Raw genomic sequence first — 15,579 nt, 5'->3', positions numbered from 1 at the left:
GCTCCTCAGAGTTCGATGCCCATGCCGTCGAAGGCGACCTCGATGCCGTGCGCGGCCAGTTCGGCGCGCTCGGCCGAGTCCTCGTCGAGGATCGGATTGGTGTTGTTGATATGGATGAGCACCTTGCGCGCGGCCAGGCCCTGCAGCGCGGCGATCATGCCGTGCGGCCCGCTCTGCTGCAGGTGGCCGAGCTGGCTGCCGAGCTTGCCGCCGACCTCGGCGCGGATCATCTCGTCGTCGCGCCAGAAGGTGCCGTCCACCAGCAGGCAGTCGGCGGTCGCCATGCGTGTGCGCAGCCCGGCGTCCACCTGGCCCAGGCCGGGGGCGTAGAACAGCGTGCCGCCGGTGCGTCGGTCGCGCACCAGCAGGCCGATGTTGTCGCCCGGATGCGGGTCGTTGCGGTGCGGCGAATAGGGCGGCGCGGCACTGTGCAGCGGAAACGGGACGAACTCCAGCTGCGGGCAGGCGGCGATGGTGAAGCCGCGCTCCAGCTCGATGGGACGCCAGTGCAGGCCGCCGCCCGGCCAGTGCGAGAGCATGTCGAACAGCGGGAAGCCGCTGGTCAGGTCCTGGTGGACCATCTCCGTGCACCACACCTCGTGCGGGCAGCCCTCGCGCAAGCTGAGCAGCCCAGTGGTGTGGTCGATCTGGCTGTCGAGCAGGACGATGGCGGCGATGCCGGTGTCGCGCACCGCCCGCGCCGGCTGCAGCGCCGGGAAGGCTTCCAGCTGGGCGCGGATGTCCGGCGAGGCGTTGCACAGGATCCAGTTGACCCCGTCGTCGGACAGGGCGATGGACGACTGGGTGCGCGGCCGCGCGTTCAGCGTGCCCTCGCGCAGGCCACGGCAGTTGCGGCAGTTGCAGTTCCACTGGGGGAAACCGCCGCCGGCGGCCGACCCGAGAATCTGGACGAGCATACGGACTGCTCCGGGTGAAGCCCCGGCGGACCGGGGCTGTGCGGATCAACGATTGGCGAAGTACAGGGTCACTTCGAAGCCAATGCGCAGGTCGGTATAGCTAGGCTTGGTCCACATGGGTCGATCCTCTTCTTGTAAGCCGATGGATTACGGCCATTCGAGTTAAACACCAGGGTCGCCCCCTCCGAATGATACTTTCGAAGGAATTGCCCCCCTGATTTGGTAGGGCGGGCGCGACAGCTGTCGCCCCGCCCGCTACAGGTGTCGCAACACTGCGACAACTGTCCCGGCCGGCGCCGCCCCGGAGCGCGGAAAACCGCGCCGGCAGGGGCCGCGCCACGATACGGGCGAGGCGGCACGGCACTTGCTGCGCCTCTCGCCGTTCGACGGATGGATGACTGCACTTCGTTCCCGCCCGGAGTAAGGTTGGGACACGACGCCGGACGAACGGCTCCATGAAAAACAACAACGCGCCGCGGCACGATCCGCGGCCGACGGGAGTGCCCATGACCGCCCATGCCTTGGAAACCTGCCCGAACGACCTCGCCGCCTTCGTCGCGGACCACTTCCCCGAGCGCGGCATCCGCCCCGACGGGCTGATCGCCCGCTCCTGGTACCGCAGCGTGGTGGAGCACCGGCTCGATCCGCGTGGCCCCGTCGAGAAGAGCATCCTCACCGCCACCGAACTGCGCGAGCATCAGGCCCTGCACGAGGAGTACCTGGCCATCGCCGGCCAGGGCGTCAGCGGCCTGGCCAAGCGCGTGGTGCCGGCCGGCTTCGCCGTGCTGCTCAGCGACGAGCACGGCGTCACCCTCGACGCCCGCCTGCCGCGCCAGCGCGACCTCTATACCCAGGCCGGGCTGATCGTCGGCGCGCGCTGGGACGAATCCATCGCCGGCACCAACGGCATCGGCACCACCCTGGCCGCCGGCCAGCCGATGACCATCCACCGCCAGGAGCACTTCCTGGTCTCCAACTTCCGCCTGAGCTGCTCGGTGGCGCCGATCTACGACGCACAGAACGCCCTGCGCGGCTGCCTCAACGCCACCTGCCTGAACAGCGACGGGCCGAAGGAGGCGCAGTACCTCACCCTGCAGCTGGTGATCATGTATGCCCGGCTGATCGAGAACGCCAGCTTCCGCCAGCGCTACCGCGACCGCCTGAGCCTGTCGCTGAAGCCGCGCGACGACATCGCCGACCTGGCCAACGAACAACTGCTGGCCCTCGACGAGGGCGGCCGGGTGATCGGCGCCAACCACGCGGCCTTCGCCGCCTGCGCGGCGCATGGCATCGACCTGCTCGGCAGCCGCATCGACCAGCTGCTGCCGGCCGGCGTCGACGAACTGCTCGGCCTGACCCACGGCGGCGCCCGGGGCGTGCGCCTGCGCACCCTGTTCGACGAGGCGCTGGTGGACATCGGCCTGCGCATTCCCGCGGCCCAGCCCCGCCGCGCGGCAAGCACGGCCGCCGCGCAGCCCGGGCACCCGGACCTGCAGCGCCTCAGCGGTGGCGACGCGCGCCTGCAGGACGGCGTGCGGCGCCTGCGCAAGGTGCTCGACAAGGGCATCCCGATCCTCGTCACCGGCGAGACCGGCACCGGCAAGGAGGCCTTCGCCCGCGCCATCCACCAGGCCAGCGCGCGGCACGCCGGGCCCTTCGTCGCGCTGAACTGCGCGGCGATCCCGGAGAGCCTGATCGAGAGCGAGCTGTTCGGCTATCGCGGCGGCAGCTTCACCGGCGCCAGCAAGAAGGGCATGAAGGGCAAGCTGGAACTGGCCAACGGCGGCACCCTGTTCCTCGACGAGATCGGCGACATGCCCGCCCACCTGCAGACCCGCCTGCTGCGCGTGCTGGCCGAGCGCGAGCTGTTCCCCCTCGGCGCCGACGCGCCGGTGGCGCTGGACGTGCAGGTGGTGTCCGCCACCCACCAGGACCTGGCGGCGATGATCCAGGGCCGGCAGTTCCGCGAGGACCTGTTCTACCGCCTCAGCGGCATGACCCTGCACCTGCCGGCCCTGCGCGAACGCGGCGACCGCGACGCGCTGATCGACCAGCTGCTGGCCGGCCTCGCCCCCGACCTGCGCCTGGACGACGCGGTGCGCGAGCGCCTGCGCACCCATCCCTGGCCGGGCAACATCCGCCAGTTGCTCAACTGCCTGCGCTACGCCGCCGCCCTGGCCGAGAACGGCCGCGTCGACCTGGACTGCCTGCCGGCGGAGCTGCATCAGGCGCCCCTGCCGCCCGCCACCGCAGGCGCCCCGGCGAACGGCGAGCTGGCCGCGCGGCTGGGCGACGACGAGGCGCGCCACCTGTACGCCGCCCTGCGCGAACAGCGCTGGAACATCAGCGCGGTGGCCGAGGCCTTCGGCATCGCCCGCTCCACGCTGTATCGCAAGATGAAGAAACACGGCATCGTCCAGCCCAACGAACTTTTCTGAGTCCGGCGCGGCGCGCCGCCCGCGCCCTGGGAGCCGATCCATCCGGCAGGTACAAGTAGCGTGCGCCATGCGCACCACATGCCCCGCCCCAGTCCACCCGGAGTCGCCTGGAGTACTCCCGCTCCTTTCGCCTGGCATCGCGCGCAATGCCAGGAAAAAGGAGCGGGGTCGGGCCAGCGCCCTTCCCCGCTCAAGCATGCCCGGTCACTCCTGCGCGTAGATCACGTGGGTGTGGGTGTATTCGTACAGGCCGTGCTTGCCGTCCGCGCCGCCGATGCCGGACTTGCGCGTGCCGGCGTGGAAGCCCTGCATGGCCTCGAAGTTCTCGCGGTTGATGTAGGTCTCGCCGAAGTCCAGCTCGCGGCTGGCCTTGAGCGCGGCACTCAGGTTGCGGGTGTAGATGGACGAGGTCAGGCCGTACTCGCTGTCGTTGGCCAGGGCGATGGCCTCGTCGAGGTCGTCGACGATCTGGATCGGCAGCACCGGGCCGAAGACTTCCTTGCGCATGATCTCCATGTCCGCCGTGCAGCCGGCCAGCACCGTGGGCTGGTAGTGGAAGCCACGCCTCTTGTCCGCCAGCGCGCCGCCGGTGACCACTTGGGCGCCCTGCCCGGCCGCCGTGCGGACCATCTGCGCGACCTTGTCCAGGCCGGCCTGGTTGATCAGCGGCCCCATGTCCAGATCGGCTTCGACGGAGGGGTCGCCGTAGCGGGTGGCGGCCATCGCCGAGGCGATCCTGTCGATGAACTGGTCGGCCACCTTGCGCTCGACGTAGACACGCTCGGCGCAGTTGCACACCTGCCCGGTGTTGATCACCCGCGAGGCCTTGATGGCATTGACCGCCAGCTCCAGGTCGGCGTCGGCGAGGACGATGGCCGGCGCCTTGCCGCCCAGCTCCAGGTTGAGCTTGGTGATGTTCGGCGCCGCCGCGGCCATGATCCGCGAGCCGGTGCCGACGCTGCCGGTGAAGCTGATCAGGTCCACCCCGGCATGGCTGGTCAGGGCGCTGCCGGCGCCCGCGCCGGTGCCGCCGACCACGTTGAACACGCCGCGCGGCAGGTCGGTCTCGGCCACCAGCCTGGCGAACTCGAAGCAGTTGATCGGGGTTTCCTCGCTGGGCTTGATCACGATGGTGTTGCCGGTGATCAGCGCCGGCGCCATCTTCCGCGCGATGAGGAAGAACGGGAAGTTCCACGGCAGGATGCCGGCCACCACGCCGAGCGGCTTGCGCAGCAGGAAGATGTGCTCGCCGGCGCGGTCGCTGGTCAGTACCTCGCCCTCCAGGCGGCGCGCCCATTCGGCCATGTAGTCCAGGTAGTCGGCGGTGAAGTTGACCTCCACCTCGGCCAGGGCCGGTACCTTGCCGCCCTCGGTGGTGATGATGCGCGCCAGGCGCGGGGCGTTGGCGCGCACCTTGGCGGCGATCTGGCGCAGGTAGCCGGCGCGCTCGATGGCCGGCCTGGCGGCCCAGCCCTTCTGCGCGGCGCGGGCGGCGGCGATGGCGCGCTCGACCTGCTCGGCGCCGGCCTCGGGGATGCGCGCCAGCAGCTCGGCGTTGGCCGGGTTGCGCACCTCGATCAGGCTGTCGCTGCCGACGAAGGTGTTGTCGATGTAGTGCTGGTAGGTGGTGATGTTGCTCATGGTCGCTCTCGCTGTGCGGAGTGGGCGGACGGGCGCGCGCCACGGCGGCGCACGCCCGCGTGGATCACTTGGCGCTGAATTTCTTCCAGGCGTCGCCTTCCTGCTGCAGGTCGTGGGCGCGCTTGATCAGGTACTGATGGATCTGGTCCACCTGCTTGGCATCGAAGGCCTCGGCGAACGACGGCATGCCGTCCGGCACGCGGCCGCCGTAGAGGATGCCGAGGAACATCTGGTGCTTCTCCGGGGTGAGCTTGCGCAGGTCCGGCAGCACGCCGCCGCTCACCGCGTGGATGCCGTGGCACTGCGAGCAGTGGCCGTCGTAGAGCTTGGCACCGGCCTCCACGGTGGCCGCGTCGGCGGTCAGCGGCGGCGGCTTCGGCGCGTCGGCCGGCGGCGCCGGCTCGCGCAGCCTGGCGGTGCCACCGAGCTTGTAGGTGAGCACCTGGGCGAACGGCTGCACGCCGGCGCGCAGCGACAGGGCGCCGGCGAAGGTGGAGAAGGCGCCGCCCCAACCGGCCATGAAGGTGACGTACTGCTCGCCGTCCACCGAGTAGGTGATCGGCGCGGCCATCACGCCGCTGGCGGCCGGCTGCTCCCAGAGCTTCCTGCCGTCCTCGGCGGCGTAGGCGATCACCCGGCCGTCGGCGCTGCCCTCGAACACCAGGTTGCCGGCGGTGCTCAGGGTGCCGCCGTTGAAGATGGTCACGTAGGGCACTTCCCAGGCCGCCTCCTGCTTGACCGGGTCCCAGGCGATCAGCTTGCCGGACCATGTCTTGGCCATCTCCAGCAGGCCGTCGGCGCCCTCCGGCATCATCCCGGTGCGCAGGCCGAGCTGGTACATGCTCTTGAACGGGTTGCGGGTGGGCGCCTCGGGGATGTGCTCGTAGTAGGCGGACATGATGTGCGCCGGGATGTACACCAGCCCGGTCTTCGGGTTGAACGACATCGGGTGCCAGTCGTGCGCGCCCCAGAACGCCGGGGTCACCAGGTTGCGCTTGCCGTTCTTCCAGTAGGCGGCGTTTTCCTCGTCGACGATGGGCCGGCCGGTCTTCATGTCCATGCCCTTGGTCCAGTTCTGCGGGACGATGCCCTTGGCCGAGAGCAGCTCGCCGGTGGCGCGGTCGATGACGTAGAAGAAGCCGTTCTTCGGCGCCTGCATCAGCACCTTGCGCTGCTTACCCTCGATCTCCAGTTCGGCGAGGATCATGTGCTGGGTGGCGGTGAAGTCCCAGGCGTCGCCCGGGGTGGTCTGGTAGTGCCAGGCGTACTCGCCGGTGTCGGCATCGACCGCGACGATGGAGGACAGGAACAGGTTGTCGCCCTTGGCCTGGCTGCGCCACTTCGGGTCCCACAGCGAGCCGTTGCCGACGCCGATGTAGAGCAGGTTCAGCTCCGGGTCGAAGGCGAAGGAGTCCCACGCGGTGCCGCCGCCGCCCTGCTCGACAAAGGCGTCGCCGTGCCAGGTCTTGGCGGCGATCTCCATGGCCTTGTCTTCCGGCGGCAGCTTGGGGTCGCCCGGCACGGTGTAGAAGCGCCAGGCCTGCTTGCCGCTCTCGGCGTCGTAGGCGGTTACGTAGCCGCGCACGCCAAACTCGGCGCCGCCGTTGCCGATGACCACCTTGCCGTTCACCACCCGCGGCGCGCCGGTGATGGTGTAGCTGCGCGCGTGGTCGGCACGGGTGTCGACCGACCAGACACGCTTGCCGGTCCGGGCGTCGATGGCTTCCAGGCGGCCGTCGAGCACGCCGACGTAGACCTTGCCCTTCCACACCGCCACGCCGCGGTTGACCGCGTCGCAGCAAGCCTCGCCGGCGCGCGAGCGATCCGACTGCGGGTCGTACTTCCACAGCAGCTCGCCGTTGCGCGCGTCCAGCGCGTAGACCACCGAAAACGGCCCGGTGGTGTACATCACGCCGTCGACCACGATCGGCGTGGCTTCCACGCCACGGTCGAGGTCGAGCTTGTAGCTCCAGGCCAGGCCGAGCTTGCCGACGTTCTGCTGGTTGATCTGCTCGAGCGGGCTGTAGCGCTGCTCGTCGTAGGTACGGCCGTGGCTCATCCAGTTGCCCGGCTCCCGGTCGGCGGCGACGATGCGCTTGCCGTCGACGTTGGCCGGTGTCTCGGCGGCCTGGGCGGTATGGGCGAAGCCGGCCAGCAGCATGGCGGCGAACAGGGCGCGGCGGGGAGTACGCAGGGCGGGGTGCCGGCCGGATGACGGGCAGGCGGAAGGCGCGGTGAGGCCAATCGATCTCATGGAGTGTCTCCGATTCTTGTTGTTGCCACGGCGGCCACGCCGGGGCTTGCAGGCACAGGAGCAACGGCTGTGCCAGCACCGTGACGGATGGCCGCAGGCCAGGCGGCACGCGGTCTGCGGAGAAACGGCGGGACTCTGGAAAGGCGCGGCGGAGCGCGACACCTGTTGCAGCGGGCGGGACGGCTGTCGCACCGGCGCGACGCCTTCGCCGCCTCGCGGAAAAGAAAAAACGCGGCAGCGCCGCGTTCGACAGGACCTGCCGCTCCGAAGGGAGTAGGCGGTGTGGGAGAGGGCAGGACGCCCGGAGGCTCATCGAAAAAAAGCGCGGCCTGGGACCGCGCGGGACATCAATCCATCTGCCGGACAATGGCCGCACAGGCGGCCCACGCTCAGTTGGGCCGGCGACGGAAGCGCTTCCCTGCGCTCGATGAAAAAGCTGTCGGCGCCCGCCGCGAAGCGGGCGCGCCCCGGGTCAGAAGAAGCCCAGCGGGTTGATGTCGTAGCTCACCAGCAGGTTCTTGGTCTGCTGGTAGTGGTCGAGCATCATCTTGTGGGTTTCGCGGCCGACGCCGGACTTCTTGTAGCCGCCGAAGGCGGCGTGCGCCGGGTACAGGTGGTAGCAGTTGGTCCACACGCGGCCGGCCTTGATGCCGCGCCCCATGCGATAGGCGATGTTGATGTCGCGGCTCCACACCCCGGCGCCCAGGCCGAACTCGGTGTCGTTGGCGATGGCCAGCGCCTCGGCCTCGTCCTTGAAGGTGGTCACGCCGATCACCGGGCCGAAGATTTCCTCCTGGAACACGCGCATCTTGTTGTCGCCCTTGAGCAGGGTCGGCTGGATGTAGTAGCCGTTGGCCAGATCGCCGGACAGGCGCTCGGCGCCGCCGCCGGTGAGCACCTGGGCGCCCTCCTGCTGGGCGATCTCGAGGTAGCTGAGGATCTTGTCGTACTGCTGCTGCGAGGCCTGGGCGCCGACCATGATGTCGGTGTCCAGCGGGTTGCCACGCTTGATCTGCTTGACCTTCTTCAGCACCTCGGCCATGAACGCGTCGTAGATGCTCTCCTGCACGATGGCGCGGGACGGACAGGTACACACTTCGCCCTGGTTGAAGAAGCCCAGCACCAGGCCCTCGGCGGCCTTCTCGATGAACGCCGGCTCGGCGCGCATGATGTCCTCGAAGAAGATGTTCGGGCTCTTGCCGCCCAGCTCCACGGTGCTCGGGATGATGTTCTCGGCGGCGCATTTCATGATGTGCGAGCCGACCGGGGTGGAGCCGGTGAAGGCGATCTTGGCGATGCGCTTGCTGGTGGCCAGCGCCTCGCCGGCCTCGCGGCCGAAGCCCTGGACGATGTTCAGCACGCCCGGCGGCAGCAGGTCGCCGATGATCTCCATCAGCAGGGTGATCGACAGCGGCGTCTGCTCGGCCGGCTTGAGCACGATGGCATTGCCGGCGGCCAGCGCCGGGGCGAGCTTCCAGGCGGCCATCAGCAGCGGGAAGTTCCACGGGATGACCTGGCCGACCACGCCCAGCGGCTCGTGGAAGTGGTAGGCCACGGTGCCGTCGTTGATCTCGGCGGCGCTGCCTTCCTGGGCGCGGATGCAGCCGGCGAAGTAGCGGAAGTGGTCGGCGGCCAGCGGCACGTCGGCGTTCAGCGTCTCGCGCACGGCCTTGCCGTTGTCCCAGGTCTCGGTGACTGCGAGCAGCTCCAGGTTCTGCTCGATGCGGTCGGCGATCTTCAGCAGGACCAGCGCGCGGTCCTGCACCGAGGTGCGGCCCCAGGCGTCGGCGGCGGCATGGGCGGCATCCAGGGCCTTATCGATATCCTCGGCGCTGGAGCGCGGGAACTCGGCGATGACCTGGCCGTTGACCGGGGAGGTGTTGACGAAGTACTCGCCCTTCACCGGCGGCACGAACTCGCCATTGATGTAGTTGCCGTAGCGTGGCTTGAGGGAAACGATGGAGCCGGGGGTCCCAGGTTGAGCGTAAATCATGACGATGCCTCTTCTTGTGGTGCCTGCCCCTGCCAGTGGGCCAGGTCGTGCTTCGATCTTTGCAGCCGCTCTGCCGCGCGGGTATGCGCCGATGGCACAGCCGGACTACTCATTTGGTAGTACATGCCCGAGTGCAACCCTCGGCGGGGCGGCGCTCAGGGCAAGCGACGGTCGAAGGTCGCGCCGTCGTCGTCCCTCCAGCGTAGACCCAGCTCGCCGGCATCGACCGGCAGCACCACCCGCCAGTAGGGGTTGGCCGCCAGGCCGGCGAAGGCCTCCACCCGCATCAGTTCGCCCCGCTCGCCGCTCACCCGCAGCTCGCGCAACAGGTGACGCGACAGCAGGCGCCCGTCGGCGTCGTGGCGCTGGCCGGTCTCCATGGGATGGCGCAGCAGGCTGGCCAGTTCGCTGCCGCCGTCCAGCGGCCGGCGCCAGGCCTGGCTGCGGCCGAGTCCTTCCGCCGGATCGCCGACCGGCGGCGACAGGCAACTGCTGCCGGCGATGCGCACCGGCTGGCGCACGGCCCAGGTGCGGCCATCCGCGTCACGCGCCAGCACCAGCAGCGCCTGGCTCCGGGGCAGGCGCACGCGGGTGCTCAGGCGCAGCGGTTCGTGCCAGCCCCGCAGCTCCACATGGGCGATGCGCGGCTCATCTTCCGCCTCCCGCAACAGCGCCAGCCGCAGCGGCGGTCGGGCACCGCGCAGGGTCAGGGTGACGGCGACGAAGGCGCCGTCCTCGACCCATTCCGGTACCTCCAACGCCAGGCCCTCCGCCTGGGGCATGCCGCCGGCGAGCAGCCGTTCGCGCTCGTCATGCAACGGGTCGGCGGACAGCGGCAGCACCAGGCACAGCGACAGAACCGCCAGTAGGGCGCGCCGCGCGCACCGATAACCACTCACGCCGACGATCCCCACGCCGCGCCGCAACTGGCGGCGTACCAGGCCGCCGCCAGCTCGGCCTCGTGCCGGCGCAGCGCATCGTCGCCCTCCAGCGGGCTGAGCCGCAGGCTGCCCGGCACCTCGCCGAGCAAGTCGCTCTCCACGCGGTAGCGCGCCGAGATGGACACCGCGTCGTCGGGCGTCAGCAAGCTGAAGCAGGTGTTGCTCAGCGCGGGCGCCCGGGGTGGCTCGCCGCGCAGCTCCGCCAGCAGATGGGCGACCGCCAGGTGCGCCTGGGCCTGGGCGCTGAAGGCGGACTTGGGCATGGGCGCGGCGATGCTGGCGTCGCCCAGCACCGTGATGCGCCCGTCGGCCCGCGCACGGAAGCTCACGGGCTCCACCGGCACCCAGCCGCTGGTATCGGTCAGCCCGGCCCGCGCGGCGATGCTCGCCGCCCGTTGCGGCGGGATCAGATTGATCACCGCCGCGCGGTGACGAGCACCGAACTCGCACTCCAGCTCGCGCCGCGCCGCATCCGCCCGCACCACCCGGCCATCGCCGGCGTGGCCGATCCACTCGACCAGCCCCGGGTAGTGGCGGCGCCAGCCCTGCTGGAACAGCGCCTGCTTGGAGAAGCTGTCCTTGGCGTCGAGGATCAGCAGCTTGCTGCGCGGCTTGTGGCGCCTGAGGTAGTCGGCGACCAGGCTGGCCCGCTCGTAGGGGCCGGGCGGGCAGCGGTAGGGATTGTCCGGCACGCTCATCAGCACCAGCCCACCATCATCCATGGCCTGCAGTTGTCGGCGCAGCAGCTCGGTCTGGGCGCCGGCCTGCCAGGCGTGCGGCAGCCGCTCGGCCGCGGCGGCGTCGTAGCCCTCGATAACGTCGAAGCGCATCTCGATGCCCGGCGCCAGGACCAGATGGTCGTAGCCGAGCCAGCGGCCGTCATCGAGTTGCACGCGGCGGCCGGCCGGGTCGATGTCCCGCGCCGCCTGGCGCAGGTGGCGGACGCCGAGGCGCTCCAGCTCGCGGAAGGACCAGGCGATCCGCGCCAGCGGGTCGAACCCGGCAATCACCCGGTTGCTCATCGGGCAGGTGTGGTACACCGCCTTCGGCTCGACCAGCACCACCTCCAGCCCCGGCTCGGCCTGGATCAGCAGCCGCGCGGCGGTGGCGCCGGCGAAACCGCCGCCGACCACCATTACCCGGGCGGCGACACCCCGACCCTGCCCCGCCCGCACCCACCAGGGCAGCAGGGCCAGGCCGGCGAGCAGGCGGCGACGGCTGAAGGCGATCATCGGCTCAGCGCGCCGCGGCGCCTTCCGGCCGATAGCCCAGGCGCAATCCGCCCCAGTGCCGGCCCTTGACGCGGATCGGCACCGACAGGTCGTGCATCAGCTCGCCGGTGTCGCGGGTGTAGGTCTGCAACAGCAGCGTCTGCTCGTGGCTGCCGCAGCGGCTGCCGGTGCGGTCGTCGAAGCGGCGCTTGCTGCGGCTGCGCACCGTGTCCAGCTGGCGGTCGCCGGTAGGCGCGGCGCTGAACGCGCGGTTGTGGGTGGGCACATAGCCCTCGGGCGTGCAGGCGATGGCGAACACCAGGCCCTCGTGCTGCTGCAGCAGCGGCTCCTGGATATCCGGCAGCACGCGGTCGGTGTAGTCGTCGAAACGGGTCTTGTACTTCGCCGGGAAGCTGCCGGGCACGGGGCGGTACTGGCGGTCGAACAGATCGTCCAGGCCGATGCCGCCGGCGTCGATATCGGCCTCGAAGCGCGCGGCGATGGCCTGGGCACCCTGCCGGGCGAGGTCGTAGACGCGCTGGTGGTAGTCGTCCAGCGCCACCTCGGCGAGGCGCTCGCTGATCTGTTCGGCCTGGCCTTCCAGGCGCCCTGCGACGCCACCGAGGCGCTGGGTGTGGGCGTCGCTCTCGGCCAGGTCGCCGCGCATCTGTTCCATGGCGGCGAACAGGCTGGTGAGCTGCTCGCGGTTGACCTCGGCGCCCTGGGCGATCTCGCCCACCTGCCCCTCCACCGCCTGGGCCAGCTCGACGATGCTGGCGAGGCTGGCGCCGGCCTGCTCGACGGCGCCGACGCCCTCGTCCAGCTCGCTGGCCAGCTGGCGGATCTGCTCGACCACCGCGGCGGTCTGGCGCTGGATATCGGCGACCATCTCGCCGACCTCCTCGGTGGCGCTGGCGGTGCGCGCGGCCAGGCCGCGCACCTCGTCGGCCACCACCGCGAAACCGCGCCCGGCCTCGCCGGCGCGCGCCGCCTCGATGGCCGCGTTGAGCGCCAGCAGGTTGGTCTGGCTGGCGACGCCCTGGATCACCTGGGTGACCCGCTGGATATCCTCGCTGCGCTGGCTCAGCCCGCCGATCAGCTCGCGGCTGGCGCTGGCGCGGCCGCTCAGCTGGTGCATGCGGTCGATGCTCTGGCGCAGCACCAGCAGCCCCTCGTCGCTGCTGCGCCGGGCGTCGTGCGCGGCCGCCAGGGTGCGCTGGCTGAGCAGGCTGGTCTGCTCCTCGGTGGCGATCATCACCTCGGCGTTGCCGACGATGCTGGCCGCCGCCTGCAGCTGCGACGCCAGGCGCTGGGCCAGCTGCTTGACCGAATACGCCACCTCGGCCGCGGACAACGCGTTGCCGCTGGTGGTACGCGACAGATCGCGGCTCAGGCGCAGCAGCGACTCGTCGTCGCCGGCCTCCGCAACCGGCGCGGGCGCGCCGCCCTTGAGCAGCAGCGGCAGCCAGGCCACCAGCACCGCCAGCGGCAGAGCCACCGACAGGCCGATGTTGCCGCGCTGCAGGGCCAGGATCAGACAGCAGATGGCCAGGGCCTGGAGCAGGCCCGCCAGCAGAAGTCGATACATCGCATACCTCGTCCCGGAGGTTCTTGTGGTTGTCCGCCCATTAGGCGCCCCGGACCGGGTACTGGCCATCATTCCTTGGTCGCAAACGGCTCGGCCGAAAGAGCGGTAACGCGCCCTAAGTCGCAGGCGCTTCGGCACAAGGACCAATGGTGCCAAGGCGGCGGGCTCCCTAAAAAGGCGGCTCGTGATCGACAAGGAGTGACACCATGCCCCGCCTGCTCACCGGCCTGCTGCTCGGCGCCCTGCTCGCCGGGCCCGTCCTGGCCGACAGCGTGAAGATCGGCCTGAACTACCCGCGCACCGGCAACTACCGGGACGAGGGGCTGGAACTGAGGCGCGGCGCGCTGCTGGCGGTGGACGAGGTGAACCGCAGCGGCGGCGTGCTCGGCAGGCCGCTGGAACTGCTCGGCGAGAACACCGCCTCGCGCGCCGAGCAGGCCCGCGACAACGTCGACCGCTTCGCCGACGCCGGCGCACGCATGGTGTTCGGCGGTGCGACCAGCGAGGAAGCCATCGCCGCCGGCCAGCGCGCCCGTGAGCGCGGCCTGCTGTACTTCGCCACCCTGAGCTACGCCAACGACGTCACCGGCAGCCAGGGCCACCGCTACCTGTTCCGCGAATCCAACAGCGCCTGGATGAGCGCCCGCGTGCTCGGCGAATACCTGGCCTGGCACATGCCGCGCCGACGCTACCACTACATCCTGATCGACGACGCCTGGGGCCGCAGCATGGAAAACGCGCTGCGCCAGGCCACCGGCAGCAGCGACCGCGCGCGCCACGGCCGCACCGCGCTGCCCACCGGCCTGGTGCGCCGCGAGCAGTACCAGGCGGCCCTGCGCAAGGCGGCCGACAGCGATGCGGACATGCTGGTACTGGTGCTGCTCGGCGACAACCTGCAGCGCAGCATGCGCATGATCCACAACATGGGCCTCAAGCAGCGCATGCAGGTGATCGTGCCGAACCTGACCAAGAGCGTGGTGCAGCAGAGCGGCCCGCTGGTGATGGAAGGCGTGATCGGCACCGAGGCCTGGACCTGGGAGCTGCCGCGCCAGGAAGGCAACGCGACCGGCGAGCGCTTCGTGCAGCGCTACATCGACGAGCACCGCGAATACCCGGGCAGCACCAGCGCCTCGGCCTACGGCATCGTCCTGCAATGGGCCGACGCCGTGCGCCGCAGCGGTAGCCTGGACAGCGAAAGGCTGATCGACGCGCTCGAAGACCATCGCTACACCCTGCTCAAGGAACAGCAGCAGTGGCGCGCCTTCGACCACCAGAACGTGCAGAGCATCTACGCGGTGCGCGTGCGCAACCGCGAACAGGTCATGCGCGACCCGTTCAAGCAGGACTACTTCGAGATCATCCACCGCATGGCGGGCGACCACGCTGCGCCCAGCCTGGAAGACTGGCAGCAGGAGCGCGGCGAACAGCTGACCCTGCAATGACGCTGCGCTAGACTCGCGCCCGGCGGGCCGATGGCCCGCTCCCCCGCGTGCAGTTCGGAGTAGCGATGTCCCCTTCCCTCGGCCCCAACGCGGCCACTCTCTGCGGCCTCGGCGCCATCGTCCTGTGGAGCACCATCGTCGGGCTGATCCGCAGCGTCAGCGAGCACTTCGGCGCCATCGGCGGCGCCGCACTGATCTACACGGTCGGCGCCCTGCTGTTGCTACCCCTGCTCGGCCGCCCGCGCCTGCGCGGCTTCCCGCGCATCTACCTGGTGCTGGGCAGCCTGCTGTTCGTCGCCTACGAACTCTGCCTGTCGCTCTCCCTGGGCTTCGCTCACAACCGTACGCAGGCTATCGAGATCAGCATCATCAACTACCTGTGGCCCTGCTTCACCATCATCCTGGCCATCGTCATGAACGGCCAGCAGGCGCGCTGGCCGATAATCCCGGGCATCGCCCTGGCCCTTACCGGCATCGCCTGGGTGGTCAGCGGCGACCAGGCCATATCCCTGCCGCAGACCCTGGCCAACGTCTCCAGCAATCCCCTGAGCTACGGCCTGGCCTTCGCCGGCGCGGTGATCTGGGGCGTCTACTGCAACGTCACCAAGCGCTATGCGAACGGACGCAACGGCGTGGTCCTATTCTTCCTGCTGGTGGCGACGACGCTATGGCTGCAGTACGCCTTCAGCGACCGCCAGGCGCTGAGCTTCAGCCTCCCTGCCAGCCTCGAACTGCTCGCCGCCGCCGCCGCGATGGCCGGCGGCTACGCCCTGTGGAACGTCGGCGTCCTGCGCGGCAACCTCACCCTGATGGCGAGCGCCTCGTACTTCACCCCGGTACTGTCGGCCCTGTTCGCCATGGTCTGGCTGGACACGCAACTGACCTCGGCGTTCTGGCAGGGCGTGGCGATGGTCACCGGCGGCTCCCTGCTGTGCTGGCTCGCCACCCGGGAGGCCCACGGACACTGACGAATCGCGCACGCCTAAGCGCTTGATAACGCGCCACTTTGTCCGCCGGACGGGGTTGACAGCACAAATCGACAAGAGAATAATGCGCGCCACTCGGCTACATAGCTCAGTCGGTTAGAGCGCAGCATTCATAATGCTGATGTCCCAGGTTCAAGTCCCGGTGTAGCCACCATACATTTCAAAGGG

11 protein-coding genes and 1 tRNA gene are annotated in these 15,579 nt (G+C 70.1%); 4 read left to right on the top strand and 8 right to left on the bottom strand.

What is annotated here, in order from left to right; translation table 11 throughout:
* Positions 1 to 5: 5 nt before the first annotated feature.
* Together pqqB and pqqA are read right to left on the bottom strand one after the other, a co-directional pair.
* The gene (gene pqqB / locus N5D30_RS09170) at positions 6 to 917 is read right to left on the bottom strand and encodes a pyrroloquinoline quinone biosynthesis protein PqqB (protein ID WP_279908748.1); all 912 of its coding nucleotides are present in this window, start codon (positions 915 to 917) and stop codon (positions 6 to 8) included.
* Between the two features lie 45 nt (positions 918 to 962).
* Positions 963 to 1,034 carry a pyrroloquinoline quinone precursor peptide PqqA gene (gene pqqA / locus N5D30_RS09165; protein WP_003239771.1) on the bottom strand — a complete coding sequence of 24 codons (72 nt, stop codon included), beginning with the start codon at positions 1,032 to 1,034 and terminating at the stop codon, positions 963 to 965.
* A 389-nt stretch (positions 1,035 to 1,423) separates the two neighbouring features.
* Between pqqA and N5D30_RS09160 the strand changes: the two genes are divergently transcribed.
* Entirely contained in the window at positions 1,424 to 3,355 is a 1,932-nt protein-coding gene (locus N5D30_RS09160) for a sigma-54-dependent Fis family transcriptional regulator (protein WP_279908747.1), read from the top strand.
* Between the two features lie 204 nt (positions 3,356 to 3,559).
* Here the strand turns inward: N5D30_RS09160 and aldA are convergent, their stop codons facing one another.
* The 6 genes from aldA to N5D30_RS09130 all read right to left on the bottom strand — a co-directional run bounded on the left by aldA (position 3,560) and on the right by N5D30_RS09130 (position 12,983).
* Complete coding sequence (gene aldA / locus N5D30_RS09155) at positions 3,560 to 4,996, bottom strand: aldehyde dehydrogenase (protein ID WP_279908746.1); 1,437 nt, start codon at positions 4,994 to 4,996, stop codon at positions 3,560 to 3,562.
* 64 nt (positions 4,997 to 5,060) lie between these two features.
* The gene (locus N5D30_RS09150; protein WP_279908745.1) at positions 5,061 to 7,250 is read right to left on the bottom strand and encodes a PQQ-dependent dehydrogenase, methanol/ethanol family; all 2,190 of its coding nucleotides are present in this window, start codon (positions 7,248 to 7,250) and stop codon (positions 5,061 to 5,063) included.
* Positions 7,251 to 7,722: 472 nt separating this feature from the next.
* Positions 7,723 to 9,243 carry an aldehyde dehydrogenase gene (locus tag N5D30_RS09145; RefSeq protein ID WP_279908744.1) on the bottom strand — a complete coding sequence of 507 codons (1,521 nt, stop codon included), beginning with the start codon at positions 9,241 to 9,243 and terminating at the stop codon, positions 7,723 to 7,725.
* A 155-nt stretch (positions 9,244 to 9,398) separates the two neighbouring features.
* Complete coding sequence (locus N5D30_RS09140) at positions 9,399 to 10,142, bottom strand: thiosulfate oxidation carrier complex protein SoxZ (protein WP_279908743.1); 744 nt, start codon at positions 10,140 to 10,142, stop codon at positions 9,399 to 9,401.
* Positions 10,139 to 11,416 carry an NAD(P)/FAD-dependent oxidoreductase gene (locus N5D30_RS09135; protein ID WP_279908742.1) on the bottom strand — a complete coding sequence of 426 codons (1,278 nt, stop codon included), beginning with the start codon at positions 11,414 to 11,416 and terminating at the stop codon, positions 10,139 to 10,141. Before N5D30_RS09135 ends, N5D30_RS09140 begins: the two co-directional genes overlap by 4 nt.
* A 4-nt stretch (positions 11,417 to 11,420) precedes the next feature.
* The gene (locus N5D30_RS09130; protein ID WP_279908740.1) at positions 11,421 to 12,983 is read right to left on the bottom strand and encodes a methyl-accepting chemotaxis protein; all 1,563 of its coding nucleotides are present in this window, start codon (positions 12,981 to 12,983) and stop codon (positions 11,421 to 11,423) included.
* Positions 12,984 to 13,189: 206 nt separating this feature from the next.
* Between N5D30_RS09130 and N5D30_RS09125 the strand changes: the two genes are divergently transcribed.
* The 3 genes from N5D30_RS09125 to N5D30_RS09115 all read left to right on the top strand — a co-directional run bounded on the left by N5D30_RS09125 (position 13,190) and on the right by N5D30_RS09115 (position 15,565).
* Positions 13,190 to 14,425: an ABC transporter substrate-binding protein gene (locus N5D30_RS09125; RefSeq protein ID WP_279908739.1), complete on the top strand. Its 1,236-nt coding sequence runs from the start codon at positions 13,190 to 13,192 to the stop codon at positions 14,423 to 14,425.
* A 65-nt stretch (positions 14,426 to 14,490) separates the two neighbouring features.
* Complete coding sequence (gene yddG / locus N5D30_RS09120; RefSeq protein ID WP_279908738.1) at positions 14,491 to 15,393, top strand: aromatic amino acid DMT transporter YddG; 903 nt, start codon at positions 14,491 to 14,493, stop codon at positions 15,391 to 15,393.
* A gap of 95 nt (positions 15,394 to 15,488) precedes the next feature.
* Positions 15,489 to 15,565: transfer RNA gene (locus tag N5D30_RS09115), tRNA-Met, on the top strand.
* Positions 15,566 to 15,579: the final 14 nt, after the last annotated feature.

Source organism: Pseudomonas sp. GD03875 (genome assembly GCF_029840585.1).
Classification (GTDB): domain Bacteria; phylum Pseudomonadota; class Gammaproteobacteria; order Pseudomonadales; family Pseudomonadaceae; genus Aquipseudomonas; species Aquipseudomonas paralcaligenes.
Note: the sequence above shows the minus strand (reverse complement) of the source record. Positions and strands in the feature narration are given on the sequence as shown.

What these genes read in the sequence shown, in the direction of transcription:
- pqqB (WP_279908748.1), bottom strand. Translation starts at nt 917, where the DNA reads ATGCTCGTCCAGATTCTCGGGTCGGCCGCCGGCGGCGGTTTCCCCCAG.
- N5D30_RS09160 (WP_279908747.1), top strand. Translation starts at nt 1,424, where the DNA reads ATGACCGCCCATGCCTTGGAAACCTGCCCGAACGACCTCGCCGCCTTC.
- aldA (WP_279908746.1), bottom strand. Translation starts at nt 4,996, where the DNA reads ATGAGCAACATCACCACCTACCAGCACTACATCGACAACACCTTCGTC.
- N5D30_RS09150 (WP_279908745.1), bottom strand. Translation starts at nt 7,250, where the DNA reads ATGAGATCGATTGGCCTCACCGCGCCTTCCGCCTGCCCGTCATCCGGC.
- N5D30_RS09145 (WP_279908744.1), bottom strand. Translation starts at nt 9,243, where the DNA reads ATGATTTACGCTCAACCTGGGACCCCCGGCTCCATCGTTTCCCTCAAG.
- N5D30_RS09135 (WP_279908742.1), bottom strand. Translation starts at nt 11,416, where the DNA reads ATGATCGCCTTCAGCCGTCGCCGCCTGCTCGCCGGCCTGGCCCTGCTG.
- N5D30_RS09130 (WP_279908740.1), bottom strand. Translation starts at nt 12,983, where the DNA reads ATGTATCGACTTCTGCTGGCGGGCCTGCTCCAGGCCCTGGCCATCTGC.
- N5D30_RS09125 (WP_279908739.1), top strand. Translation starts at nt 13,190, where the DNA reads ATGCCCCGCCTGCTCACCGGCCTGCTGCTCGGCGCCCTGCTCGCCGGG.
- yddG (WP_279908738.1), top strand. Translation starts at nt 14,491, where the DNA reads ATGTCCCCTTCCCTCGGCCCCAACGCGGCCACTCTCTGCGGCCTCGGC.